We start from the raw sequence: 24955 nt of genomic DNA on the forward strand, positions 1-24955 counted from the left end.
GTTGCCAACATAGGATGCCTTTAGGCGGATGCACCCGAGCGTTCCAGTCGCGTAACGACGCCTTTCGATGCAATATACGCGGCATCGACCTCGTCGAGGAACAATCCGTGGCCCAGCACGCCCGGAATCGCCGCCAGCACCGCAGCGAGCGCGTGCGGGTCCTCGAGTGCCGGAAATCGGCAATCCGCGACAAGATTGTCCTGATCCGTCCGATAGTTGGGCCGAATCACCGGCGCCGCACCCAAGTCGCTCAACACGCGCATCACATAGCCTCGCGCGAAGGGCAGCAGCTCGACCGGCAGCTTCGCCGCACCGATCCGTTCGACCCGCTTCGATCCGTCGGCAATCACGACCATCCGTGCCGAGCTTGCGGCGACGATCTTCTCGCGCAGCATTGCCCCGCCCGCGCCCTTGATCGCGAAACAGCGCGCATCGATCTCGTCCGCGCCGTCGATCGTCAGGTCGACCTGCGCGATATCGGCAAAGTTGAGCACCGCGATACCCACCTGCCGCGCCAGCGCGCCGCTCGCCTCGGACGTGACGACGGCGCGGACGTCGAGCCCCGCCGCGACCCGCTCGCCCAACGCACGGATCGCGAACGCCGCGGTCGACCCGGTACCCAGCCCGACCAGCATCCCGTCCCGAACCTCCGCCACCGCCGCCACCGCCGCCGCCTGCTTGTCGTCATCGATCATGTGTTGCGCCTTTTCAAATCAACTGCCCCCGATCCAATCCAACCGCCCCCGTCCCTCCTCCCCGTTCGCCCTGAGCGAAGTCGAAGGGCATGCCCCAAGAGACGGTGCTTCGACTTCGCTCAGCACGAACGGAGGGGGGGAACGAACGGATAAACGAAACGAACGGATTGGGGCGAGACGAATGGGTTGGGGAACACGAACGGATCAGGAATACGAACCGATCAGCGGAATCATCGCAACAGCCCCCCCCAAAACCCCCCGTCATCCTGACGAAAGTCAGGATCCAGAGCCACCAACGATCCCCTCGAGACCCCGGATCCCGACCTTCGCCAACACAACCGACCGCAAAAAACCCCACCCCGGAAACACCACAAAACACCCCCACCAACAAACCAGGTTACTCTTTCTTCCCTATTTTTCGCGTCCGCTTTTCAACTGACATACTTCTGGTACATCCGCATGGTTTAGCCGGCCCTCATCTGATCGCGGATACCCCACTTGATAGCCAAACGACTTACCCCTTGGCGCTACGCCGTGATGGCACCCGCGCTGATCGGCCTCGCGGCCTGTTCCGGTGGCGGCGGCGATGCCGCTAAAGGCAAGGGCAAGGGCGGTCAGCCGGGCCAGGGCACCCCCACCGTCGGCTATGTCGTCATCCAGCCGTCGAGCGTCGCGATGACCACCGAACTCAGCGGCCGCACGACCGCGTTCGAAAGCTCGGACGTCCGCCCCCAGGTCACCGGGATCATCCGTCGCCGCTTCTTCACCGAGGGCACGCTCGTGAAGAAGGGCCAGCCGCTCTACGAGATCGACCCGCGCCTCTACCGCGCCGCCGCCAACGAGGCGCAGGCGAACCTGCAGAGCGCGCGCGCCAATGCCGAGGCGCAGGGCATCCTTGCGCAGCGGTACAAGCCGCTCGCCGAGATGGAGGCGATCAGCAAGCAGGATTACACCAACGCGATCGCGACCTCGCGCCAGGCGACCGCCTCGGTCGCACAGACCCGCGCCGCGCTCGAGACCGCGCAGATCAACCTGAAGTTCACGACCGTCCCCGCGCCGATCACCGGGCGGATCGGCCGCTCGCTGTTCACCGTCGGCGCGCTCGTCTCCGCGACCCAGACCGATCCGCTGTCGCAGATCCAGCGGCTCGACCCGATCTTCGTCGACATCCAGCAGGCCTCGGGCGACCTGCTCGCGCTGCGTCGCTCGCTCGGCCAGAACGGCATCGTCCCGACCCGCGCCGAGGTCCGCCTCAAGCTCGAGGATGGCAGCGATTACGGCGCGACCGGCTCGGTCGAATTCGCCGAGGCGCTGGTCAACACCGAGACCGGCACCGTGACGCTGCGCGCGCGCTTCCCCAATCCCCAGGGGCTGTTGCTGCCCGGCATGTTCGTCCAGGCGAAGTTCGCGCAGGCGATCAACCAGCGCGCGTTCCTCGTGCCGCAAGCGGGCGTCGCGCGCGATGCCAAGGGCAACGCGACCGTCTATGTCGTCAGTGCCGACAACAAGGCGGTGCAGAAGACGATCAAGGCCGACCGGACGCAGGGCCCCTATTGGGTCGTCACCAGCGGGCTCAACCCCGGCGACCGGATCATCACGCAGGGGCTGTCGAAGATCGCCCCCAACCAGAGCGTGAAGCCGGTCCCCGAAAACACCGCGCAAAAGATCGAAGCGCCCAAGGGCGACTCCTCGGGTGGCGATAAGGCCAGCCAGAAAAAGGCCGGCTAGACCCTTATGTTATCCCGTGTCTTCATCGATCGCCCGATCTTTGCCTGGGTGCTCGCGATCATCGTGATGCTCGGCGGCATCGGCGCGATCATGAGCCTGCCGATCGCGCAATATCCCGACGTCGCGCCGCCACAGGTGACGATCCGCGCGACCTTCCCGGGCGCCAACGCGCAGACGATCCAGAACAGCGTGACGCAGGTCGTCGAACAGTCGCTGACCGGGATCGACGGGCTGATCTATTTCAGCTCGTCCTCGTCGTCGCGCGGCTCGGTAACGGTCACGGTCACGTTCGAAAAGGGCACCGATCCCGACATCGCGCAGGTCCAGGTGCAGAACCAGGTCCAGCAGACACTGTCGCGCCTCCCCACCCAGGTCCAGCAGCAGGGCCTCGTCGTCCGCAAGTCGAACCCGGACAACCTCCTGATCGTCGGCGTCTATGACGAGACCGACAAGCTGACCAACCAGGACGTCTCGGACTATCTCGTCTCGAACCTCCAGGATCCGCTCGGCCGTATTCCGGGCATCGGCGACAGCAACGTCTTCGGCGCGCAGTACGCGATGCGGATCTGGCTCGACCCGAATAAGCTGGCGAGCTTCCAGCTGATCCCGAGCGACGTGACGACCGCGATCCAGGCGCAGAATACCGAGGTCGCGGCCGGCGAGCTCGGCGGCCAGCCGCAGCCCGACACGCAGATGCTCAACGCGACCGTCACCGCCCAGTCGCGTCTCCAGACGCCCGAGCAGTTCGCCAATATCATCCTGAAGACCACCAACACCAGCGCGACGGTCAAGCTGCGCGACGTCGCGCGGATCGAACTGGGCGCCGAGAACTACAACGCGCGCAGCCGCGTCAACGCGCATCCGGGCGCGGGCATCGCGGTGCTGCTGGCCCCCGGCGCCGACGCGCTCAAGACCGCCGAGCTGGTCAAGGCCTATGTCGAGAAGTCCGCCAAGAGCTTCCCGCCAGGCCTCAAATTCGCCTACGCCAACGACACGACCAACTTCATCAAGCTGTCGATCGAGGAGGTCATCAAGACGCTGATCGAGGCGGTCATCCTCGTCGTCATCGTCATGTTCGTCTTCCTGCAGAGCTGGCGCGCGACGCTGATCCCGACGATCGCGGTCCCGGTCGTGCTGCTCGGCACGTTCGGCGTCTTCTATCTCGCGGGCTTCTCGATCAACACGCTGACGCTGTTCGGGCTCGTGCTCGCGATCGGTCTGCTCGTCGACGACGCGATCGTCGTCGTCGAGAATGTCGAGCGGCTGATGGAGGAAAACCCCGACATGTCGCCGCGCGAGGCGACGATCGAGTCGATGAATGAGATCACCGTCGCGCTGGTCGCGATCGCGCTCGTGCTGTCGGCGGTGTTCCTGCCGATGGCGTTCTTCGGCGGGTCGACCGGCGTGATCTACCGCCAGTTCTCGCTGACGATGGTGTCGGCGATGGTGCTGTCGGTGCTCGTCGCGCTGATCCTGTCGCCGGCGCTGACCGCGACGTTGCTCAAGCAGAAGAAGAAGGATGCCGACGGCAATCCCGAACAGAGCTGGGGCGAGCGCAAATTTCCGAAGGTCGCGCATTTCTTCACGCGCGCGGGCGACAAGTTCAACGACACGTTCGAAAAGGGTACGAGGAAATACGTCGGCGCCGTCCAGTCGGTGGTCAATCGCAAATGGCTGTTCCTGCTGATCTATGCCGCGGTCGTCGCGCTGCTCGCGGTGATGTTCCTCCGCCTGCCCACGGGCTTCCTGCCGACCGAGGACCAGGGCACCGGCATCGTCCAGTTCCAGCTGCCCGCAGGCGCGACGCAAGGGCGTACCTTCGCGCTGCAGAAGCAGATCGAGAAATATTACTTCACCAACGAGAAGGCGAATGTGAGCACGATGTTCACCGTCAGCGGCGGCGGTGGCGGTGGTGCGAGCGGCCAGAATACCGGCCAGGGCTTCGTCTCGTTCGCGCCGTGGGAAAATCGCGAGGGCAAGGAGAATACAGCCGAGGCGATCACCGGTCGTGCGGCCGAGGCGTTCGCAGGGTTCCGCGATGCGCAGGTCTATTCGCTCGTCCCGCCGGCGATCCGCGGTCTCGGCTCGTCGAACGGCTTCACGATGCAGCTGCAGAACAGCGGCAGCCTGAGCCAGACCGAGTTCAACGCCGCGCGCGACAAGCTGCTCGCGCTCGCCCGCGCCGATTCCTCGCTGACCGCGATCCGCCTGACCGAATTGCCCGACGTCGCGACGCTGCGTGTCGATGCCGACCAGCAGAAGCTCTCGACGCTCGGGCTGACCCAGGCGAACGTGAACTCGACGCTGTCGACCGCCTGGGGCGGCCAATATGTCAACGACTTCATCGACCGCGGCCGCGTCAAGCGCGTCTATGTCCAGGGCGACGCGCAGTTCCGCGCCGCGCCTTCGGACCTGAGCCAGTGGTTCGTCCGCGGATCGAACGGCCAGATGGCGCCCTTCTCCTCGTTCGCGCGCACCAGCTGGTCGCAGGCGCCGACGACGCTCTCGCGGTTCAACGGCATCTCGTCCTACGAGATCCAGGGGTCGGGCGCGGCGGGCGTCAGCTCGGGCGACGCGATGACCCGGATCGCCGAGCTTGCCGGGAAGATCCCCGGCACCTCGGTCGCCTGGTCGGGGCTCTCCTATCAGGAACGCCTGTCCTCGGGCCAGGCGCCGATCCTCTACGGGCTGTCGCTGCTCGTCGTCTTCCTGTGCCTCGCCGCGCTCTATGAGAGCTGGTCGATCCCGATCGCGGTGCTGCTCGTCATCCCCTTGGGCCTCGTCGGCGCGATCCTCGCGGTGACGCTGCGCGGCCTCATCAACGACGTGTATCTGCAGATCGGGCTGCTCACGACGATGGGGCTCGCGGCGAAGAACGCGATCCTGATGATCGAGTTCGCGGAGCAGGAAGAGCGCAAGGGCAAGCGCGTCATCGAGGCTGCGCTGTCCGCCGCGAAGATCCGTCTTCGCCCGATTCTGATGACCTCGTTTGCGTTCATCCTCGGCGTGCTGCCGCTCGCGCTGTCGACCGGCGCGGGTGCGAACAGCCGTATCGCGATCGGCACCGCGGTGGTCGGCGGGATGCTGACCGCGACCCTGCTCGCGATCTTCTACATCCCGCTGTTCTTCGTGCTCGTCCGCCGCGGCGCGCGCGACGGCATCGCCAAGCTGCGTGGTCGCCCGACCGGCTTCCACGGCGGCGAGGATGACCATGACGGTCGCGATTCCGAAAAGCTCGGCCCTCCCGAACAACCAGGCCCCCACCGGCCGGAGCCCGCATGATGCGTTCGCCACTCCTGATCCTCGCCGCGTCGACCGCGCTCGCGGGCTGCTCGCTCGCCCCCAAATATGTCCGGCCCGAGCTGCCCACGCCGGTATCCTGGCCGGTCGGCGACGCCTATCTGCGTCAGTCCGAAGCGGCGCTGCCGGCGTTCACCTACCGCGACGTGTTCCGGGACCCGCGGCTCCAGCAGATCATCGTCCAGGCGCTGGCAAACAACCGCGACCTGCGCGTCGCCGCCGCGAACATCGCCGCCACCCGCGCGCAATATCGCATCCAGCGCGCCGACCTGCTCCCCCAGATCGACGCGAGCGGCCGCTACAGCTATTCGGGCGGCGGCAATGGCGCGCGCAGCACCGCGACCAGCAACACGGGCACAGGCACGGGCACCGGCGGCACAGGGACCGGGACAGGCACCGGCACGGGGACCGGCGGGACCGGCACGGGCGGGACCGTCGTCAGCTCGTCCAGCTCGAACAGCGCCTTCTCGGTCGATCTCGGCACCACCGCGTTCGAGCTCGACCTGTTCGGCCGCATCCGCTCGCTGACCGGTGCCGCACTCAACCGCTATTTCGAGACCGAAGCCGCCGCGCGTGCGACCCGGCTGACGCTGGTCGGCGACATCGCCGATGCTTGGCTGACCTATGCCTCCGACCAGAGCCTGCTCAAGATCGCGCAGGACACCGTCGCCAGCTCGCAGCGCAGCGTGACCCTCACCCAGGCGCGGCTCCGCGGCGGCGTCGCACCGCGCACCGACCTGCGTCAGGCCCAGCAGATCCTGTTCACCGCGCAATCCGACCTCGCGACCCAGAAGACCGCGCTCGCGCAGGACATCAACGCGCTGCAACTGCTCGTCGGCGCGCCGCTCGACGCCGCGCTCCTGCCCGCCTCGATCGAGCAGGCGCTGCCGACCGTCGCCACCCTGCCCGCCGGCCTCGACAGCGGCATCCTGCTCCGCCGCCCCGACGTCGTTCAGGCCGAATATGAGCTGCGTGCGACCAATGCCGAGATCGGCGCCGCGCGTGCCGAGCTGTTCCCGCGCGTCTCGCTCACGGGTCTGCTCGGCTTTGCCAGCAGCGCGCTGACCTCGCTGTTTTCGGGCGGCGCGTTCAACTATTCGGTCGCGCCCTCGATCAGCTACCCGATCTTCCGCGCGGGCGCGGGCGTCGCCAATGTCGAATATACCAGGGCGCAGCGCGATGCCGCGCTCGCGAACTACGAGAAATCGATCCAGACCGCGTTCCAGGAAACCGCCGACGCGCTCGCGCGCCAGGGCACGATCGCCGATCAGCTCGCCGCCAACGTCAATTTCGCGGCCGCCGCGCAGGACACCTATCGCCTGTCCGACGCGCGCTATCGCGGCGGGATCGACACCTTCCTCAGCTCGCTCGACGCGCAGCGCTCGCTCTACACCGCGCAGCGCAACCTCGTCGCGACGCAGCTGGTCGGCGCGAGCAACCGGGTCACGCTCTACCGCGTGCTCGGCGGCGACTCGACGCTCGAGGCGACCGCCAACGGACCGCGGCCCGTCACCGCCACCGGCGCACCGCGCGCCGAATAGGCCGGTCGCGCCGGGCCGATCCTGTCGGCCCGGCGCGGGTCGATGATCAGCCGCCCTTCATCGGCGTGACCGCGTCGCGCCCGAACCGCATGATCAGCTCGCCGATCTCACGCGCCTGGCTCATGCTGCGCTCGCTCTGTATCCGCAGATAGTCGCTCTGGATCTTCATCACCTCGGTCAGGTCCTTGGCGGACGCCGCTTCGCGCATCGCCGCGAACGCCTCGCGCGTATTCTGCTCGGCCTGGTCAATCATCTTCGCGCCGATCGTCGACCCGTTCTCCGCCATCTTGCGTCCCGATTCCTTCAGCGCCTCGCCCGCGCGCTTGGCGGGCTCGCCGAAATGATCCGAAAACGCGGCCTGCGCGCTCTGCGCATCCGCCTGCATCCGATCGGTCGCGGTCTTCGCCGCACCCGCGGCCTGATCGGTCGCCGCCTTTGCCCGACCAGCACCCTTGTCGATCGCGGCTTTGACATCGTCTGACATATTTATGGTCCTCTCCATTCCGGCGTGCTTGCTGCATCGGCCTTCGACGGAGCCGGAGCATAACCGGTTGTGGCCCGGTCGCAATGTCGGTCGCAATGTTAGTCGCGCACGCGAAACCGCGTCTCAATCAAAACCCGCCCTTCCCCCGCCCGCCCCCCCTTGCTAAGGCCCCGGCAGTAACCGCATTCAGGTCGGTCCCCTACGCGCCCCCGCGGTCCCATAGGCCGCTTTCCCCTCGGCGCCCGGCGGCCCGACGCCCACGGGAAGGACCCCTATGACTGCCATCGGCCAGGACACCCTCAAGACCCGCACGAGCCTTTCGACCGGCGGCAAGTCGTACGACTATTACAGCCTCGCCAAGGCCTCCGAACAGCTCGGCGACATCAGCCGCCTGCCCTTCTCGATGAAGGTGCTGCTCGAGAACCTGCTCCGCTTCGAGGACGGCGTCACCGTAACGCGCGACGACATCCAGGCGATCGTCGACTGGCAGAAGGAGCGTCGCAGCGACCGCGAGATCCAGTATCGCCCGGCGCGCGTGCTGATGCAGGATTTCACCGGCGTGCCCTGCGTCGTCGATCTCGCCGCGATGCGCGATGCGATGACCAAGCTCGGCGGCAACCCCGAGAAGATCAACCCGCAGGTTCCCGTCCACCTCGTCATCGATCACTCGGTGATGGTCGACGAGTTCGGCACGCCCAAGGCGTTCGAGGATAACGTCGACCTCGAGTACGAGCGCAACATCGAGCGCTACGAATTCCTGAAGTGGGGCAGCAAGGCGCTCGACAATTTCCAGGTCGTCCCCCCCGGCACCGGCATCTGCCACCAGGTGAACCTCGAATATATCGGCCAGGCCGTCTGGTCGTCGGCCTCGTCGGGTGATCATGGCGACGGCACGATGATCGCCTATCCGGACACGCTGGTCGGCACCGACAGCCACACGACGATGATCAACGGTCTCGGCGTGCTCGGCTGGGGCGTCGGCGGGATCGAGGCCGAGGCCGCGATGCTCGGCCAGCCCGTCTCGATGCTGATCCCCGAAGTCGTCGGCTTCAAGCTGACGGGCGCACTGAACGAGGGCATCACCGCCACCGATCTCGTGCTCACCGTCACGCAGATGCTGCGCGCCAAGGGCGTGGTCGGCCGCTTCGTCGAGTTCTTCGGCCCAGGCCTGTCGTCGATGACGCTCGCCGATCGCGCGACGATCGCCAACATGGCGCCGGAATATGGCGCGACCTGCGGCTTCTTCCCGATCGACGACAAGACGCTCGATTACATGCGCCTCACCGCGCGGTCTGACGAGAATGTCGAGCTGGTCGAGGCCTATGCCAAGGCCAACGGCTTCTGGCGCGACGAGAATGCCGAGGACCCCGTCTTCACCGACACGCTCGAGCTCGACATGGGCTCGGTCGTCGCATCGCTCGCAGGCCCGAAGCGCCCGCAGGACCGCGTCAGCCTCAACAAGGTCGACGAGGTGTTCAACAGCGACCTCCACAAGCTCTACCACAAGGAGCAGCCCGAGCGCGTCGCGGTCGAGGGGCGTGAGCACGACATCGGCGACGGCGACGTCGTGATCGCCGCGATCACCAGCTGCACCAACACGTCGAACCCGTCGGTGCTCGTCGCCGCCGGCCTCGTCGCCCGCAAGGCGAACGCGCTGGGCCTCAAGTCGAAGCCCTGGGTGAAGACGTCGCTGGCGCCGGGTTCGCAGGTCGTCACCGACTATCTCGACAAGGCCGGCCTCACCGCCGACCTGAACGCGCTCGGCTTCAACCTCGTCGGCTATGGCTGCACGACCTGCATCGGCAATTCGGGCCCGCTGGCGCCGGCGATCTCGTCGGCGATCAACGAGAACGACCTCGTCGCGGCCTCGGTCCTCTCGGGCAACCGCAACTTCGAAGGCCGCGTCTCGCCCGACGTCCGCGCCAACTTCCTGGCCAGCCCGCCGCTCGTCGTCGCCTATGCGATCAAGGGCACCGTCACGACCGACATGATCGAGACGCCGCTGGGTCAGGGCACCGACGGCCAGGACGTGTATCTGCGCGACATCTGGCCGACCAACGAGGAGGTCCGCAGCACGATGGACGCCAACATCGACGCGTCGATGTTCGGTGCGCGCTACGGCGACGTCTATGCCGGCGACTCGAAGTGGCGCGAGATCGACGTCACGGGTTCGGACACCTACGCCTGGCGCGCAGGGTCGACCTATGTCGCCAACCCGCCCTATTTCGAGGGCCTCAGCATGACGCCCTCGCCGGTGCAGGACATCATCGACGCCAAGCCGCTCGCGATCCTCGGCGATTCGATCACCACCGATCACATCTCGCCCGCAGGCTCGATCAAGGCGGACAGCCCCGCCGGCCGCTTCCTCCAGGAGCATCAGGTCAGCAAGGCCGACTTCAACAGCTATGGCGCACGCCGCGGCAACCATGACGTGATGATGCGCGGCACCTTCGCCAACATCCGCATCAAGAACGAGATGGTCCCCGGCGTCGAAGGCGGCATGTCCAAATATGACGGCGAGGTCATGGCGATCTACGACGCCGCGATGCGCTTCAAGCAGGACGGCACGCCGCTCGTGATCGTCGCCGGCAAGGAATATGGCACCGGTTCGTCGCGCGACTGGGCGGCCAAGGGCACCAACCTGCTCGGCGTCCGCGCGGTCATCACCGAGAGCTTCGAGCGTATCCACCGCTCGAACCTGGTCGGCATGGGCGTGCTGCCGCTGCAGTTCGCCGAAGGCACCGATCGCAAGACGCTCGGCCTCGACGGCTCGGAAACGTTCACCATCCTCGACGTGGCAAGCATCCGCCCGCGTCAGGACGTGAGCGTCAAGATGACCCGCGCCGACGGCACCAGCGAGACGTTCCAGACCAAGTGCCGGATCGATACCGTCAACGAGCTGGAATACTTCCTCAACGGCGGCATCCTGCACTACGTCCTGCGCAAGCTGGCCGCCTGATCCGGCGACGTTGTCCCGGCGCAATCCGGGACGACGCCTGCCCCCTGAACTACCGTCATTCCAGCGAAAGCCGGAATATCCCCGTGAGGCGCATGTCGCCCACTACAAGGGATATCCCGATCTTCGCTGGGATGACGTGTTTTGGATGGCGAGTTTCACCAGACGGCGCGTCTCGAACGCGACCCGGGCCCGGCAGAAAAAAGCGGGGCGACCATGACGATCGCCCCGTAGTTCAGGGAGGGACCGGGAGGGGGAACAACCCGGCCACGTCGCCGTCCACAGGGGGAGAGGGAGCGGCGACCCCCACCTCATCGCGCCGATATGTTGCACCAATGTGTCGGAGCCCTCGGATCGCCGCAATTCTTCCGCCGATCACCGCACCCGGTGGCAAACCACCACCTCCCCGAACCGTCATCCTGACGAACGTCAGGACCCAGAGCCTCGCGCGTCACGCCGCCGCTAGAGCGCCCGCCCCGCCACCGCGTCGAGCTTCGCCACCAGCACCGGATCCCGCGCCTCGCGCGCCGTGATGATCGCACTGTCGAGACAGGTATCGATCGGCGACGCCGGCCGCTCCGCCGGCAGGCCGCGCAGCAACGCCATCACCATCGCGCGCGCTTTCGCCGCATTCGCACCGAGCTGCGCAATCACCTCCGCGACATCGACCCCCGCCGCCTCCTCGCGCCAGCAGTCATAGTCGGTCACCATCCCGACCAGCGCATAGGGCAGCTCCGCCTCACGCGCGAGTTTCGCCTCGGGCATCGCGGTCATCCCGATCACGTCGCACCCCCATTGGCGGTACAACCGGCTTTCCGCGCGCGTCGAGAATTGCGGCCCCTCCATCGCCAGATAGGTGCCGCGGTCGTCGACCTCGGCCCCGGCCTGACGCGCGGCATCGGCGGCATAGCCCGACAGGCGCGGACACACGGGATCCGCCATCGAGACATGCGCGACCAGGCCCGTGCCGAAGAAGCTCGACACCCGCCCTTTGGTCCGGTCGATGAACTGGTCGACGATCGTGAAGCTCCCCGGCGGCCGCGCCTCGACCAGCGACCCGACCGACGACACCGCCAGCACATCGGTCACGCCCAGCCGCTTCAACGCATCGATATTCGCGCGGGCGTTCAGGTCCGACGGCGCGATTCTGTGCCCGCGCCCGTGCCGCGGCAGGAACGCCACCCCGACAGGCCCTACGCGCCCGGTATAGATCGCATCCGACGGCGCACCCCAGGGTGTCTCCACCGTCTGCCAGCGCCCGTCCTCGATCCCCTCGACCCCGTACAGCCCGGAGCCGCCGATGATCCCGATCGTCCAGCCGCTCATTCGGCAAGCGCCCGCGGCCGCGCATAGGCGAAGTAGATCACCAGCCCGAGCAGGTTCCACATGCCGAAATAGAGTTGTGTCTTCGAGGGCAGGCTGAAGAACAGATACAGGCAGCCGAGAATGCCGACGATGCCAACCAGCGTCGCGGCAGGCGCGCGGAAGGTGCGCACCGCATCGGGCGCACGGCGACGCATCACCAGCATGCACGCGCACACCGCGACGAACGCCGCGAGCGTCCCCGCATTGGCGAGCGCCGCGATCTCGGCGAGTGGCAACAGCCCCGCGATCACCGCGACGATCGCCGCGGTAATCCACGTGATCCGCACCGGCGCACCGCGCTTGGAAACCTTGGCGAGGCCCAGCGGCAGCAGCCCGTCACGCGCCATCGTGAAGAAGATCCGGCTCTGCCCGAACAGAAAGGCGAGCAGCACGGTCGGCAACGCGATGACCGCCGACGCGCCGAGGAACGTCGCGAACCCCGGCCGCCCGATCTCGCGCAGGATCAGCGCGAGCGGCTCGGCCGAGCCGGCGAACCGCGTATAGGACAACGCGCCCACCGCGGCGACCGCGACAAGGATGTAGATCGCGATGCACGCCACCATCGATCCGAGGATGCCGATCGCGAGGTCGCGGCCCGGATTCTTCGTCTCCTCCGCCGCGGTCGAGATCGCGTCGAACCCGTAGAATGCGAAGAAGATGATCGCCGCCGCCGCCATCACGCCGCGCTCCGCGCCGTCGGGCTGGACGGCCTTGGGGAAGCCATAGGGCATGAACGGCTGCAGGTTCGCGCTGTTGAAATAATGGAGCGCGATGAACACGAACACGGTCAGCGCGATCATCTTCACCGCCACCAGCACCGCGTTCAGCGTCGCACTCTCGCGCGTCCCGAACGACAGCACGCCCGCGACGACCGCGATGATGACGATCGCCGGCACGTTCAGGATCCCGCCCAGCTCGGGGCTGAGTGTCAGCGCCTCGGGAAACCCGAACGCGCCGCGCAGCAACGGCGCGGCATAGCCCGACCAGCCGACCGCGACGGTCGACACGACCAGCGAATATTCGAGGATCAGGCTCCAGCCGATCACCCAGGCGATCAGCTCGCCGAGCACGACATAGCTATAGGTGTAGGCGCTGCCCGACGCGGGGATCATCGTCGCCATCTCGGCATAGGCGAGCGCGGCGCAGGCACAGATCCCGCCGGCGATGATGAACGACAGGATGACCGCGGGGCCCGCGAGCCCCGCCCCGACGCCGATCAGCGTCAGGATCCCCGTGCCGACGATCCCGCCCACGCCCATCGCGACCAGATGCGGCCATGACAAGGTCCGCGCGAGCTGATGCTCGGGCGGCTGCTCGGTGACGATTTTTCGGCGAAACAGACTGGCCACGTAGATCCCCTCTTCTTCAGGGGGGAGTGGCACAGGACGGGATGGGCAAGCAAGGCGGCCGGTCGGCCGGCATCGCCTTGGCTCGGCCGGATCTTTGTTCTCCCGCGAAGGCGGGAGCCCAGTCTGGGTCCCCGCCTTCGCGGGGACACATTAGCTCACGGCAGAATTTAGACCGTGAAGCTTTCCCCGCACCCGCACGCACCCTTGGCGTTGGGGTTCTGGAACACGAACCCGGCCGTGAAGTCGTCCTCGACCCAGTCCATCGTCGACCCGATCAGGTACAATATCGACCCGCCATCGACGAACAGCGTGCCGCCGGGCGTGTCGATCCGTTCGTCGAACGGCTTGGCCTCGCTCACATAATCGACCGAATAGGCGAGTCCCGAACAGCCGCGCTTGGGTGTCGACAGCTTGACCCCGATCGACTCCTCCGGCGCGCGCGCCATCAGGTCCGCGATTCGCGCATGCGCGGTCGCGGTCAGGTTCAGCGCCGCGGGCCGTGCTCGTAATGTCGTCGCCATGGCTCGTTCCTTCCATCTAAAGCCCCTCCCCTTCAGGGGAGGGGTTGGGGTGGGGCGCCCGACCGGATCGCGCGCTCGCGGTGAGGCCCCACCCCCGTCCCCTCCCCTGAAGGGGAGGGGCAAGTCGTTACAACATGCCCAGTTCGAGCTTCGCCTCGTCGGACATCTTCTGCGGATCCCATGCCGGATCCCATACCAGATTTACCTCGGCCACCCCGACGCCCGGCACCGCACCGACGCGCATCTCGACCTCCATCGGCATCGATTCCGCCACCGGACAGTTCGGCGTGGTCAGCGTCATCGTGACGACCGCATGCCCGTCCTCGGTCACCTCGACGCCGTAGATCAGCCCCAGGTCATAGATGTTCACCGGGATTTCGGGATCGTAAATGTCCTTCAACGCATCGATGATCGCGTCATAGACCGCGCCACCCGGTTCGCCGGGGGAGTCCACCTGCGGCTTCTGCGCCAGGAACCCGGCGAGATAGTCGCGCTTGCGCTCCGCATCGCCGTCGGTGTCGAGCACGACACGCGCCTTGGGCGGCGACTGCACCGCCTCGACTTCCTCGATCTCGAACCGATCGCTCATCCAAATATCCTCGTTACTCGCGCGATACCGCGCACCAGCGCATCCACGTCAGCAGGACCGTTATAGACACCGAAGCTCGCCCGTGCCGTCGCCTCGACGCCCAGCATCTCCATCAGCGGCTGGGCGCAATGATGGCCAGCCCGGATCGCGACGCGCTCTTCGTCCAATATGGTGCCGATGTCGTGCGGATGAACCCCTTCGATCGTGAACGAGACGATCCCCGCCGAATCCGCCGGGCCATAGAGCCGCACCGAATTGATCCCCGACAGCGCCTCGCGCGTCGCGGTGACCAGCGCGGTTTCGTGCGCATGGATCGCCGCCAGCCCGATGCTCTCGACATAGTCGATCGCCGCATGCAGCCCGAGCGCGCCGACGATATGCGGCGTCCCCGCCTCGAACCGTCCCGGCGCCGGCGCGTACGTCGTCTTCGCGAACGACACCTTGTCGATCATCGACCCGCCACCCTGATAGGGCGGCATCGCCTCGAGCAGCTCGGGCTTTGCCCACAGCACGCCGATCCCGGTCGGACCGTACAGCTTGTGGCCCGAGAACACGTAAAAATCGCAGCCGATCGCAGACACGTCGACCGCGATCCGCGGCACCGACTGGCAGCCGTCGAGCAGGATCTTCGCCCCGACCGAATGCGCAATCTCCGTCGCCCGCTTCGCGTCGAGCACCGAGCCGAGCACGTTCGACACATGGCCGAGCGCGACCAGCTTGTGCGCGGGCGTGATCATCCGCTCCATCGCGTCGAGATCGATGCAATGGTCCGCGGTCAGCGGCAGCACGTCGATCGCGACACCGCGTGCCTCGGCGATCATCTGCCACGGCACGATGTTCGAATGATGCTCGAGCATCGACAGCAGGATGCGGTCGCCCGCCTTCAACTGGGTCCCCGCCCAGCAGGTCGCGACCAGGTTGATCGCCTCGGTCGCGCCGCGCACGAACACGATCTCGTCGGGCGATCCCGCGCCGATGAACCGCGCCACCGCCCCCCGCGCCGCCTCGTACGCGACGGTCATGTCGGCGGAGCGCTGGTACACACCGCGGTGCACGGTCGCATAGGTCTCGCCATAAGCGCGGGTGATCGCGTCGACCACAGCTTGCGGCTTCTGCGCGGTGGCGGCGGTATCGAGATAGGCCCAGCCGTCGGGGATAGCCGGGAAGTCCGACACCCGGTCGAGCGGGCGCGTTTCGAGCGTCAGGGTCATAATGCCGCCTCCAGCCACGCATCCGCGTCCGCAACGAATGCATCGCGCACCGTCGCGTCCGCGATCTGCGCGAACGCATCGCCGACGAACGCACGCGTCAGCAGCGCCTGCGCCTTGGCATGCGGAATGCCGCGGCTCTGCATGTAGAACAGCGCGCGCTGGTCGAGTTCGCCGACCGTCGCACCGTGCGCGCACTTCACGTCGTCCGCGAAGATCTCGAGCTCGGGCTTCAGATTGACCGTCGCGGTCCGCTTGAGCAGCAGCCCGCGCAGCGACTGCACGCCGTCGGTCTTCTGCGCATCGCGCGCCACCTCGACGCGCGCCGCAAGGCTCGCGGTCGACGTGTCCGCTGCGACCGCGCGCCAGATCTGCTTGCTCTGCCCGTTCAGCGCGGCATGCCGCACCGACAGCGCGCATTCCTGCCGCTGGTCGCGCCGCGTCAGCAGCGCGCCGCCATATTCGGCAAACGCATCGTCGCCCGAAACGGTGATCGCGCCGTCGATCCGCGTCCCCGCATCGCCCGCGCCGAGCATCGTCACGATCAGGCTCGCCCCCGCACCGACATCCGCCTCGTCGCGCACCGACACGAAGCCCGCGGTCTGCAGCAACCGCACCGCACGCGTCAGCTTCGCGCCCGCGCCCAGCCTCATCCGCGTCGACCGGTTCGACCAGCCGGTCCCGACATAGGTCTCGACCACCGACGCCTGCGCGCCGTCCGCGAGCACGATCTCGGCGGGAACATGATTCTCGCCCCCGGTCGCGATATGGACGATCTGGATCAGCTCCGCCGAAGCATGCGCCTCGACGCGCAACGACCAGCCATGACCGGTCGTCCGCGCGCCCAGCACATGCGTACCACCCTCGAGCGGCGCGATCGCGACATGCCGAAGATCACTGCGACCTTCATCCAGCACGCCATCGACAAACACCGCCCGCGCGCCCTCAAGCTCGAGGAACCACGAGCCCGCCAGCGCCTCACCGCGCGGCAACCCCGCCGCCGCCGCAATCGCCGCCGGATCACCCCAGCGCCACGACTCCTCGCGCGTGGAGGGAAGTTCGAGAACGCTCATGATGCGGCCCACGAAAACGAGAATGGTTCACGCGAAGGCGCGAAGGCGCGAAGAGGCGTTGGAAGGATATTGCTGACGAGATTATTGACCACACGCCCTTCGCGCCTTTGCGCCTTCGCGTGAGCCCAATCTTTCCTGCCTGCGGCGCGAAGGTAGATCATGCGGCGATCCCCACATAGCCTTCGCTCTCGAGCTGCTGCGCGAGTTCCTTGCCGCCCGAGCGGACGATCCGCCCGTCGGCCAGCACATGGACAAAGTCCGGCTCAACATAATCGAGCAGCCGCTGGTAATGCGTGATCAGCAGCACCGCCTTGTCGGGCGCGCGCATGATGCGGTTGATGCCGTCGCCGACGACGCGCAGCGCATCGATGTCGAGGCCCGAGTCCGTCTCGTCGAGGATTGCGAACTTCGGGTTGACGATGCCCATCTGCACCATCTCGTTGCGCTTCTTCTCGCCGCCCGAAAAGCCGACATTCACCGGCCGCTTGAGCATGTCGTAATCCATCCCGAGCAGATCCGCCTGCCCGCGCGCGAGCTTCAGGAACTCGCCGCCCGACAGCGCCTTCTCGTCACGCGTCGCGCGCTGCGCGTTCAACGCCTCGCGCAGGAACTGGACGTTCGACACGCCGGGGATCTCGACCGGATACTGGAAGCCAAGGAACACGCCCGCCGCGGCGCGCTCATGCGCCTCGAGCTCGAGCAGGTCGACGCCGTCGAACGTCACCGAGCCCGACGTGACCTCGTACCCAGGCCGCCCGCCGAGCACATAGCCCAGCGTCGACTTGCCCGCGCCGTTCGGCCCCATGATCGCGTGCACCTCGCCCGCGTTCACCTCGAGCGAGAGCCCCTTGAGGATTTCCTTGCCGTCGATCTCGGCATGAAGGTTTTCAATTTTCAGCATCGAATTCTGCCCAATTCCAAATCTCTAAATTTCCGCGGCGCGTCCTGCGCCAGCGCTGTCCCGTCATGCCCGCGCCAGCGGGATGACGGGCGGGGATCACCCCACAGACCCTTCCAGCGAGATCCCCAACAGCTTCTGCGCCTCGACCGCGAACTCCATCGGCAGCTGCTGCAGCACTTCCCGCGCGAAGCCGTTGACGATCAACGCCACCGCCGCCTCCGCATCCAGCCCGCGCGACATCGCGTAGAACAGCTGGTCCTCGGAGATTTTCGACGTCGTCGCCTCATGCTCGATCTGCGCGGACGGGTTGCGGACCTCGATATACGGCACGGTATGCGCGCCGCACTGGTCGCCGAGCAGCAGGCTGTCGCACTGCGTGAAGTTGCGCACGCCCTCCGCGGTCGGTGCGACGCGCACCAGCCCGCGATAGGTGTTGTCCGAGCGCCCCGCCGAAATCCCCTTCGACACGATCGTCGACCGCGTGTTCTTGCCGAGGTGGATCATCTTCGTGCCGGTATCGGCCTGCTGGCGATTGTTCGTCACCGCGACCGAATAGAATTCGCCGACCGAGCCGTCGCCCGCCAGCACGCACGACGGATATTTCCACGTGATCGCACTGCCGGTCTCGACCTGTGTCCAGCTGACCTTCGAGTTCTTGCCCTGGCACAAAGCGCGCTTGGTGACGAAATTGTAGATCCCGCCGACGCCGTTCTCGTCGCCCGGATACCAGTTCTGTACGGTCGAGTACTTGATCTCGGCATCGTCGAGCACGACGAGTTCGACGACCGCCGCATGCAGCTGGTTCTCGTCGCGCATCGGCGCGGTGCAGCCTTCGAGATAGGAGACGTACGACCCCTTGTCGGCGACGATCAGCGTGCGTTCGAACTGCCCGGTATTCTCGGCATTGATCCGGAAATAGGTCGACAGCTCCATCGGGCAGCGGACGCCCTCGGGGATGTAGACGAACGTGCCGTCGGAGAAGACCGCGGAGTTCAGCGTCGCGAAGTAATTGTCACGCTGCGGCACGACCTTGCCGAGCCACTTGCGCACCAGGTCGGGATATTCCTTGATCGCCTCGGAGATCGACCGGAAGATCACGCCCGCGGCCTCCAATTCCTTGCGGAACGTGGTCGCAACCGAGACGCTGTCGAACACCGCGTCGACCGCGACGCGGCGCTTCGGCGTGCCGTCCTCGTTCAGCGGATCCTCGACCACGCCCGCGAGCATCTTCTGCTCGCCGATCGGGATGCCCAGCTTTTCATAGACGCGCAGGATCTCGGGATCGACCTCGTCGAGGCTCCCGAGCTTCGGCTTCGCCTTGGGCTCCGCGTAATAATAGGCGTCCTGGTAATCGATCGGCGGCACGTTGAGCTTCGACCAGTCGGGTGCTTCCATCGTCTGCCACAGCGCGAACGCCTTCAGACGCCAGTCGAGCATCCACTGCGGCTCGCCCTTCTTGGCGGAAATGAAGCGCACCGTGTCTTCCGACAGGCCCTTGGGCGCGAATTCCTGTTCGATGTCCGAGGAGAAGCCCCACTCGTACGTCTTGTTCGCGGCGGCATAGGCCTCTGCGTTCCGGGTAGCCATCATTCCATCTCCGCCGCAACGCGGCTCTCTAAAAACTCTGCGATCTCTGCGTCTCTGCGCGAATATGAGATTTTGCGCGCGGAGGCGCAGAGATCGCGGAGAAAGGGGTTAGGCGCTGCGCGCGTCATGCGGGCACCGGCGAATTCGGGACTTGCAAAAGGCTGGCGAGCGTCACGCCGGCGAGTGCGCCGCGGACTGCGCCGTTGACCGCGTTCCAGTGCGGCTTCACCTTGCACGTCTGGTCGATGCAGCAATCCTGCGCCGCACCGTCGACGCACGCGGTCAGCGCGATCGGGCCCTCGACCGCCTCGATGATGTCGGCGAGCGAGATCGACGCGGGCGGCCGCGACAGGCGAAACCCGCCGCCGGTCCCGCGCGTGCTCTCGATCAGCCCCGCCGCCGACAAGCGGCTTACCAGCTTCTGCACCGTCGGCAGCGGCACGCCGGTTTCCTCGCTCAGCAGCGTCGCGTTCAGCCGCGCGATACCACCGCAATGACGCGCCGCGGCGCTCATCATCACGACCGCATAGTCGGCTAGGCTGGAAAGACGCATGGTGACTTGTGAGTCCAATCGGACCGATATGATCCGATTGACAAATGGGCTTTGCGGGCAGCAGCGTCAACCCGTCCGTCAGTGCTAACGACTCGCAACTGAGTCCACTTCGTCATTCCCGCGGAGGCGGGAATCCACTCTGTCTTTTGCGCCTGCGGACGGATGGATTCCCGCCTGCGCGGGAATGACGGAAGAAGGGTTTGGCCACCCCAGCCGATCTGGGTAAGAGCGCGCATGGCCTTCTACCACCCGCTTCTCTTCCGCCTCGACGCCGAACGCGCGCATGGCCTGACGATCGCCGCGCTCGCCGCCTGGGGCAAGGCGGGCACGCCGCTCGCGCCATCCGTCCCGCGGCTTGCGACCAGCGTGGCGGGGATCGCCTTCCCCAACCCGGTCGGGCTCGCCGCCGGCGTCGACAAGGACGGCCGCGCGATCGACGGGTTCTTCGGGCTCGGGCTCGGCAGCGTCGAGATCGGCACGCTCACCCCCCTGCCCCAGCCCGGCAATCCCAAGCCGCGCATCTTCCGCCTCCCCGAAGACCGCGCGGTGATCAACCGCCTCGGCTTCAACAATGGTGGCCTCGACGCGGCGCTCGACCGGGCGAAGGCGCACGGCCGCGGCAAGGGCGTGCTCGGCATCAACGTCGGCGCGAACAAGGACGCGAGCGATCGCACCGCGGATTACGTCCACGGCGTCACCCGCGCCGCGCCGCACGCCGATTACATCACGATCAACATCAGCTCGCCCAACACCCCCGGCCTGCGCGACCTGCAACATGGCGCAGCACTGCGCGATCTGCTCGCCGCCTGCACCGCCGCCAAGGGCACCACGCCGATCTTCCTCAAGGTCGCGCCCGACCTCGAGCCCGCGGACATCGACGACATCGCCCGCGCCGCGATCGACAACCGGATCGACGCGCTGATCGTCAACAACACGACGATCGGCCGCCCCGGCCTGCGCTCGGTGAACGCCAAAGAAACCGGCGGCCTGTCGGGTGCCCCGCTCGCCCCGCTCGCGCGCCAGCGCCTCGCCGACTTCCGCAAGGCCACCGGCGCCGCGATCCCGCTGATCTCGGTCGGCGGCATCGGCAGCGGTGCGGAAGCCTATGCCCGCCTCCGCGCAGGGGCGAGCCTCGTCCAGCTCTACACCGCGCTGGTGTATGAAGGCCCCGGCCTCCCCGCACGGATGCTGCGCGAGCTCGACGCGCTGCTCACCCGCGACGGCTTCGCCAGCATCGCTGACGCGATCGGCGTCGACGCCCGCTGACACACTTCGTCATCCTGGGCTCGACCCAGGATGACGGCGAGTTTGCGGCGGACGCCTTGCCACCCACCCGATCCGCGCTAGGTTCGCACGCGATGAAGACTCCACTCCTCGCGCTCGCCCTCCTCCTCCCCACCGCCACCGCCGAAGCCCGCCGGACCGCCCCCGCCACCGCCCCGGCGAAGGATCAGGGCATGGTCAGCGCCGCCGACCCCCGCGCCGCCGCCGCGGGTGTCGAGATCCTGCGCGCGGGCGGCAGCGCGACCGATGCGGCGATCGCAACGATGCTCGCGCTCAACGTCGTCGAACCACAAAGCTCGGGGATCGGCGGGGGCAGCTTCTGGGTCAGCCATGCCGCGAATGGCGGGCTCAGCACGATCGACGCGCGCGAAAAGGCCCCCGCCGCCGCCGATCCACGCTGGTTCTACGCCGCCGACGGCACCCCGCTCAGTCACCGCGACGCGGTTCCCGGTGGTCGCAGCGTCGGCGTCCCCGGCGCGCTGCGCGGCATGGCGCTCGCGCACCGCGCGTCGGGCAAGCTCCCCTGGGCGCGACTGTTCGACCCCGCGATCCGGCTCGCGACCAACGGTTTCAAGGCGTCGCCGCGGCTCGTCAACGGGATGAAGGCGTATGGCGGCCACATCACGCCTGAAACGCGCACGCTCTTTTCCGCCCCCGACGGATCGCCCGTCGCGATCGGCGCGATGATCAGGAACCCCGCCCAGGCCGCCTTGCTCCAGCGGATCGCCGCGCGCGGCGCCGACAGCTTCTATGTCGGGCCCGAGGCGCAGAAGATCGTCACCACGGTCAATGGCGCCGCGCGCAACCCGTCGAAGATGACGACCGGCGACCTCGCCAGCTATGACGCGAAGACCCGCGCGCCGGTCTGCGTCACCTACCGCGTCCACCGCATCTGCGGCATGGGCCCGCCCTCCTCGGGGGGCATCACCGTGCTGATGATCCTGAAACAGCTCGAACGCTTCGACATGGCCAAGCTCGGCAAGGACAGTCCGCAGGCGTGGCACCTGTTCGCCGAAAGCTCGCGGCTCGCCTATGCCGACCGCGACCTCTATGTCGGCGATCCCGATTTCGTGTCGGTGCCGGTCAAGGGCATGCTCGACCCCGCCTATCTCGCCTCACGCTCGGCGCTGATCCAGCCGACCACGACGATGGCCAGCGTCAGCGCAGGCTCGCCCCCCGGCGCCCCCGCGCGCCAGTCCGCGCCGGTCAGCGAAGTCCCCGGCACCACCGATCTCGCGGTCGCCGACGCGCGCGGCAACGTCGTCGAGGTGACGACCACGGTCGAGGGCTATTTCGGCTCGGGGCTGACCGTCGACGGCACCGTGCTCAACAACCAGCTCACCGACTTCGACACCGTCCCCGAAAAGGGCGGCTATCTCGTCGCCAACCGCGTCGAGGGCGGCAAGCGCCCGCGCAGCTCGATGTCGCCGACGATCGTCTACGGCCCCGAGGGCAAGGTCCGGCTCGCGGTCGGCGCCGCGGGCGGCTCGACGATCATCGCGCAGGTCGCGAAGGCGATCATCGGCGTCGTCGACTGGAAACTGTCCGCACAGGACTCGATCGCGCTCGGCCTGATCTACGCCCCCGGCCATGTCGCCGCGGTCGAGAAGGGCACCGAGCGCGAGGCGATGATCCCCGCGCTCGAGGCACTGGGCGAGACGGTGCAGGTCACCGCGCTCGGCCTCAAGGCGAACGCGGTCGAGCGGGTGAACGGCCGCTGGGTCGGCGCCGCGGATCCGCGCAGCGAAGGCGTCGGAATCGCGCAGGACGGCACGGTGACCCAGATCCAGCGCGTCGGCGCCCTCCAGCGCGCGCCGGAATAGCATGCCCCGCCCCTTTGTCGTCATCCCCGCGCAGGCGGGGATCCATAGGCGCTGACATCGGTGATCCCACAGGCCGGTCAGCCAATATGGGTTCCTGCCTCCGCGGGAATGACGACGGACCGTTAGCAGACTATACCGCACCAAAGACCGAGCGGCCCCGCGAGGGGACACAGTTCGCAAGAGCGCCCCAGGAGAGACCATGCCCCGCCAGCTCGAACCCTTCCCCAACCTCGTCACCATGTTCTTCGCGCGCGCCGCGGAGAGGGGCGACTCGCCGTTCCTCTGGACCAAGCAGAGCGGCGCCTGGGTGGCGACCAGCTGGGCCGACGCCGCGCGACAGGTCGCGAGCCTCGCCAGCGCGCTGACCGCGATCGGGCTCAAACGCGGCGACCGGGTGATGCTGGTCAGCGAGAATCGCCCCGAATGGTGCCTCAGCGACCTCGCGATCATGGCCGCGGGCTGCGTGACGGTGCCGACCTATGTCACCAACACCGAACGCGATCACCTGCACATCATCGAGAATGCGGGCGCCTGCGCGATCATCGTCTCGACCGCGAAGCTGGCGAAAACGGTGCTCCCCGCGGTCCTGCGCTCGAACCAGGCGCAGATCGTGATCGGGCTCGAGGACATGCGAGTCCCCGCGGCGATCGACTTCCACAACTGGCACGCGCTGATCGCCGCGCATCCGACCACGCCCGAGACCGCGGCGGCGCGCGCGACCTTCACCCGCGACGATCTCGCCTGCATCATCTACACCTCGGGCACCGGCGGCGCGCCGCGCGGCGTGATGCAGCATCACGGCGCGATCCTGCACAATTGCGCAGGCTGCGCCGCCGTCATCTCGGAGGATTTCGGCTGGGACGACGAGGTCTTCCTGTCGTTCCTGCCGCTCAGCCACGCCTATGAACATACCGGCGGCCAGCATTTCCCGATCTCCTTGGGCGGCCAGATCTATTATGCCGAAGGCCTCGAAAAGCTCGCCGCCAACATCGAGGAGACGCGCCCGACGATCATGTTCGTCGTCCCCCGCCTGTTCGAGGTGCTGCGCACGCGCATCTCGAAGACGATCGAGAAACAGGGCGGCGCGTCCGCCTATCTGCTCGCCCGCGCGCTCGACATCGGCGCCCGGCGCTATGCGGGCAAGCTCCGCCTGATCGACCGGCCGGCGCAGGCCGCCGTCGCGACGCTGTTCAAGCCCAAGATCGCGAAGAAGTTCGGCGGCCGGCTGAAGGCGATGATCTCGGGCGGCGCGCCGCTCAACCCGGAGGTCGGGCTGTTCTTCGAATCGATCGGCCTCACCTTCCTGCAGGGCTATGGCCAGACCGAGGCCGCGCCCGTCATCTCGTGCAACCGCCCCAAGGCGGGCGTGCGGATGGATTCGGTCGGCCCGCCGCTCAAGGATACCGAGGTGCGGATCGCCGAGGATGGCGAGATCCTGGTCCGCGGCGAGCTCGTCATGCATGGCTATTGGCGCAACGACGCCGAGACCGCGAAGGTGTTGAAGGACGGCTGGCTGCACACCGGTGACGTCGGCGAGATCGACGCGCAGGGCCGCATCCGCATCACCGACCGCAAGAAGGATCTGATCATCAACGACAAGGGCGACAATGTCGCCCCGCAGAAGATCGAGGGGATGCTGACGCTCCAGCCCGAGATCGTCCAGGCGATGATCGCCGGCGACAAGCGCCCCTATATGGTCGCGCTGATCGTGCCCGATCCCGAATGGACGCAGCAATGGTGCGCGTCGAACGGCGATGCGTGCAATTTCAGCAGGCTGGCCGAGAACAGCGAGTTCCGGACCGCGCTGGGCCACGCGATCGAACGCGTGAACAAGGATCTGACCGTCACCGAACGCGTCCGCCGCTTCGTGCTGGCGGACGGGCCGTTCACGATCGAGAACGAACAGCTGACGCCGAGCCTCAAGATCCGCCGCCACGTCATCCGCCAGGCCTATGGCGGCCGGCTCGACGCGCTCTACCTCAAGGGCTGACGAATGGG

The 24955-nt window shown here is 67.2% G+C and carries 18 protein-coding genes; 7 read left to right on the top strand and 11 right to left on the bottom strand.

The genetic code is table 11. From position 1 onward, the window contains the following. Window positions 1–20: 20 nt before the first annotated feature. A complete protein-coding gene (gene rpiA / locus IFT87_RS03440) occupies window positions 21–695 on the bottom strand; it encodes a ribose-5-phosphate isomerase RpiA (protein ID WP_192007524.1) in 675 nt (224 codons plus the stop codon). A gap of 537 nt (window positions 696–1232) precedes the next feature. On the opposite strand from rpiA, the gene IFT87_RS03445 reads away from it, so the two are divergent. Genes IFT87_RS03445 through IFT87_RS03455 form a run of 3 tightly spaced genes read left to right on the top strand, consistent with a single transcriptional unit; the run spans window position 1233 to window position 7264 of the window. Beyond that, window positions 1233–2423: an efflux RND transporter periplasmic adaptor subunit gene (locus IFT87_RS03445; RefSeq protein WP_056679550.1), complete on the top strand. Its 1191-nt coding sequence runs from the start codon at window positions 1233–1235 to the stop codon at window positions 2421–2423. A 6-nt stretch (window positions 2424–2429) separates the two neighbouring features. Next, complete coding sequence (locus tag IFT87_RS03450; RefSeq protein WP_192007525.1) at window positions 2430–5705, top strand: multidrug efflux RND transporter permease subunit; 3276 nt, start codon at window positions 2430–2432, stop codon at window positions 5703–5705. Next, a complete protein-coding gene (locus IFT87_RS03455; RefSeq protein ID WP_192007526.1) occupies window positions 5702–7264 on the top strand; it encodes an efflux transporter outer membrane subunit in 1563 nt (520 codons plus the stop codon). Before IFT87_RS03450 ends, IFT87_RS03455 begins: the two co-directional genes overlap by 4 nt. A gap of 46 nt (window positions 7265–7310) precedes the next feature. On the opposite strand, the gene IFT87_RS03460 is transcribed toward IFT87_RS03455, so the two are convergent. Continuing rightward, window positions 7311–7748: a phasin family protein gene (locus IFT87_RS03460; RefSeq protein WP_249403166.1), complete on the bottom strand. Its 438-nt coding sequence runs from the start codon at window positions 7746–7748 to the stop codon at window positions 7311–7313. Between the two features lie 274 nt (window positions 7749–8022). Here IFT87_RS03460 and acnA point away from each other — a divergent pair, with 274 nt between their 5' ends. Beyond that, window positions 8023–10707 (top strand): aconitate hydratase AcnA, encoded by a 2685-nt coding sequence (gene acnA, locus IFT87_RS03465; protein ID WP_031396444.1) that lies wholly within the window; start codon window positions 8023–8025, stop codon window positions 10705–10707. Window positions 10708–11166: 459 nt separating this feature from the next. Here the strand turns inward: acnA and mtnP are convergent, their stop codons facing one another. The 9 genes from mtnP to IFT87_RS03510 form a co-directional block, all read right to left on the bottom strand. Continuing rightward, on the bottom strand, window positions 11167–12030 hold the full coding sequence (gene mtnP / locus IFT87_RS03470; RefSeq protein WP_192007528.1) for an S-methyl-5'-thioadenosine phosphorylase: 864 nt from the start codon (window positions 12028–12030) through the stop codon (window positions 11167–11169). Further along, entirely contained in the window at window positions 12027–13418 is a 1392-nt protein-coding gene (locus IFT87_RS03475; RefSeq protein ID WP_037528993.1) for an amino acid permease, read from the bottom strand. The genes mtnP and IFT87_RS03475 overlap by 4 nt, the downstream gene beginning before the upstream one ends. Window positions 13419–13585: 167 nt before the next feature. Further along, the gene (locus IFT87_RS03480) at window positions 13586–13939 is read right to left on the bottom strand and encodes a HesB/IscA family protein (protein ID WP_031441054.1); all 354 of its coding nucleotides are present in this window, start codon (window positions 13937–13939) and stop codon (window positions 13586–13588) included. 127 nt (window positions 13940–14066) lie between these two features. Further along, window positions 14067–14528: an SUF system Fe-S cluster assembly protein gene (locus tag IFT87_RS03485; RefSeq protein WP_031395029.1), complete on the bottom strand. Its 462-nt coding sequence runs from the start codon at window positions 14526–14528 to the stop codon at window positions 14067–14069. Next, on the bottom strand, window positions 14525–15739 hold the full coding sequence (locus tag IFT87_RS03490; RefSeq protein WP_037530760.1) for a cysteine desulfurase: 1215 nt from the start codon (window positions 15737–15739) through the stop codon (window positions 14525–14527). Before IFT87_RS03490 ends, IFT87_RS03485 begins: the two co-directional genes overlap by 4 nt. Beyond that, complete coding sequence (locus tag IFT87_RS03495; protein ID WP_192007529.1) at window positions 15736–16809, bottom strand: SufD family Fe-S cluster assembly protein; 1074 nt, start codon at window positions 16807–16809, stop codon at window positions 15736–15738. The genes IFT87_RS03490 and IFT87_RS03495 overlap by 4 nt, the downstream gene beginning before the upstream one ends. Window positions 16810–16966: 157 nt before the next feature. Beyond that, window positions 16967–17710, bottom strand: coding sequence for a Fe-S cluster assembly ATPase SufC (sufC, locus tag IFT87_RS03500; RefSeq protein WP_031441058.1), 744 nt, complete (start codon window positions 17708–17710; stop codon window positions 16967–16969). Window positions 17711–17806: 96 nt separating this feature from the next. Then, window positions 17807–19297, bottom strand: a complete 1491-nt coding sequence (gene sufB / locus IFT87_RS03505) for a Fe-S cluster assembly protein SufB (RefSeq protein ID WP_056020496.1) — start codon at window positions 19295–19297, stop codon at window positions 17807–17809. 124 nt (window positions 19298–19421) lie between these two features. Beyond that, window positions 19422–19850, bottom strand: coding sequence for an SUF system Fe-S cluster assembly regulator (locus IFT87_RS03510; protein ID WP_031441060.1), 429 nt, complete (start codon window positions 19848–19850; stop codon window positions 19422–19424). Between the two features lie 234 nt (window positions 19851–20084). Here IFT87_RS03510 and IFT87_RS03515 point away from each other — a divergent pair, with 234 nt between their 5' ends. The 3 genes from IFT87_RS03515 to IFT87_RS03525 all read left to right on the top strand — a co-directional run bounded on the left by IFT87_RS03515 (window position 20085) and on the right by IFT87_RS03525 (window position 24947). Beyond that, window positions 20085–21116, top strand: a complete 1032-nt coding sequence (locus tag IFT87_RS03515) for a quinone-dependent dihydroorotate dehydrogenase (RefSeq protein ID WP_192007531.1) — start codon at window positions 20085–20087, stop codon at window positions 21114–21116. Between the two features lie 92 nt (window positions 21117–21208). Further along, complete coding sequence (ggt, locus tag IFT87_RS03520; protein ID WP_192007532.1) at window positions 21209–22957, top strand: gamma-glutamyltransferase; 1749 nt, start codon at window positions 21209–21211, stop codon at window positions 22955–22957. Between the two features lie 199 nt (window positions 22958–23156). Further along, window positions 23157–24947 (top strand): AMP-dependent synthetase/ligase, encoded by a 1791-nt coding sequence (locus IFT87_RS03525; RefSeq protein WP_192007534.1) that lies wholly within the window; start codon window positions 23157–23159, stop codon window positions 24945–24947. The last annotated feature ends 8 nt before the right edge of the window (window positions 24948–24955 follow it).

This window comes from Sphingomonas sp. CFBP 8765 (assembly GCF_014841445.1).
Classification (GTDB): domain Bacteria; phylum Pseudomonadota; class Alphaproteobacteria; order Sphingomonadales; family Sphingomonadaceae; genus Sphingomonas; species Sphingomonas aerolata.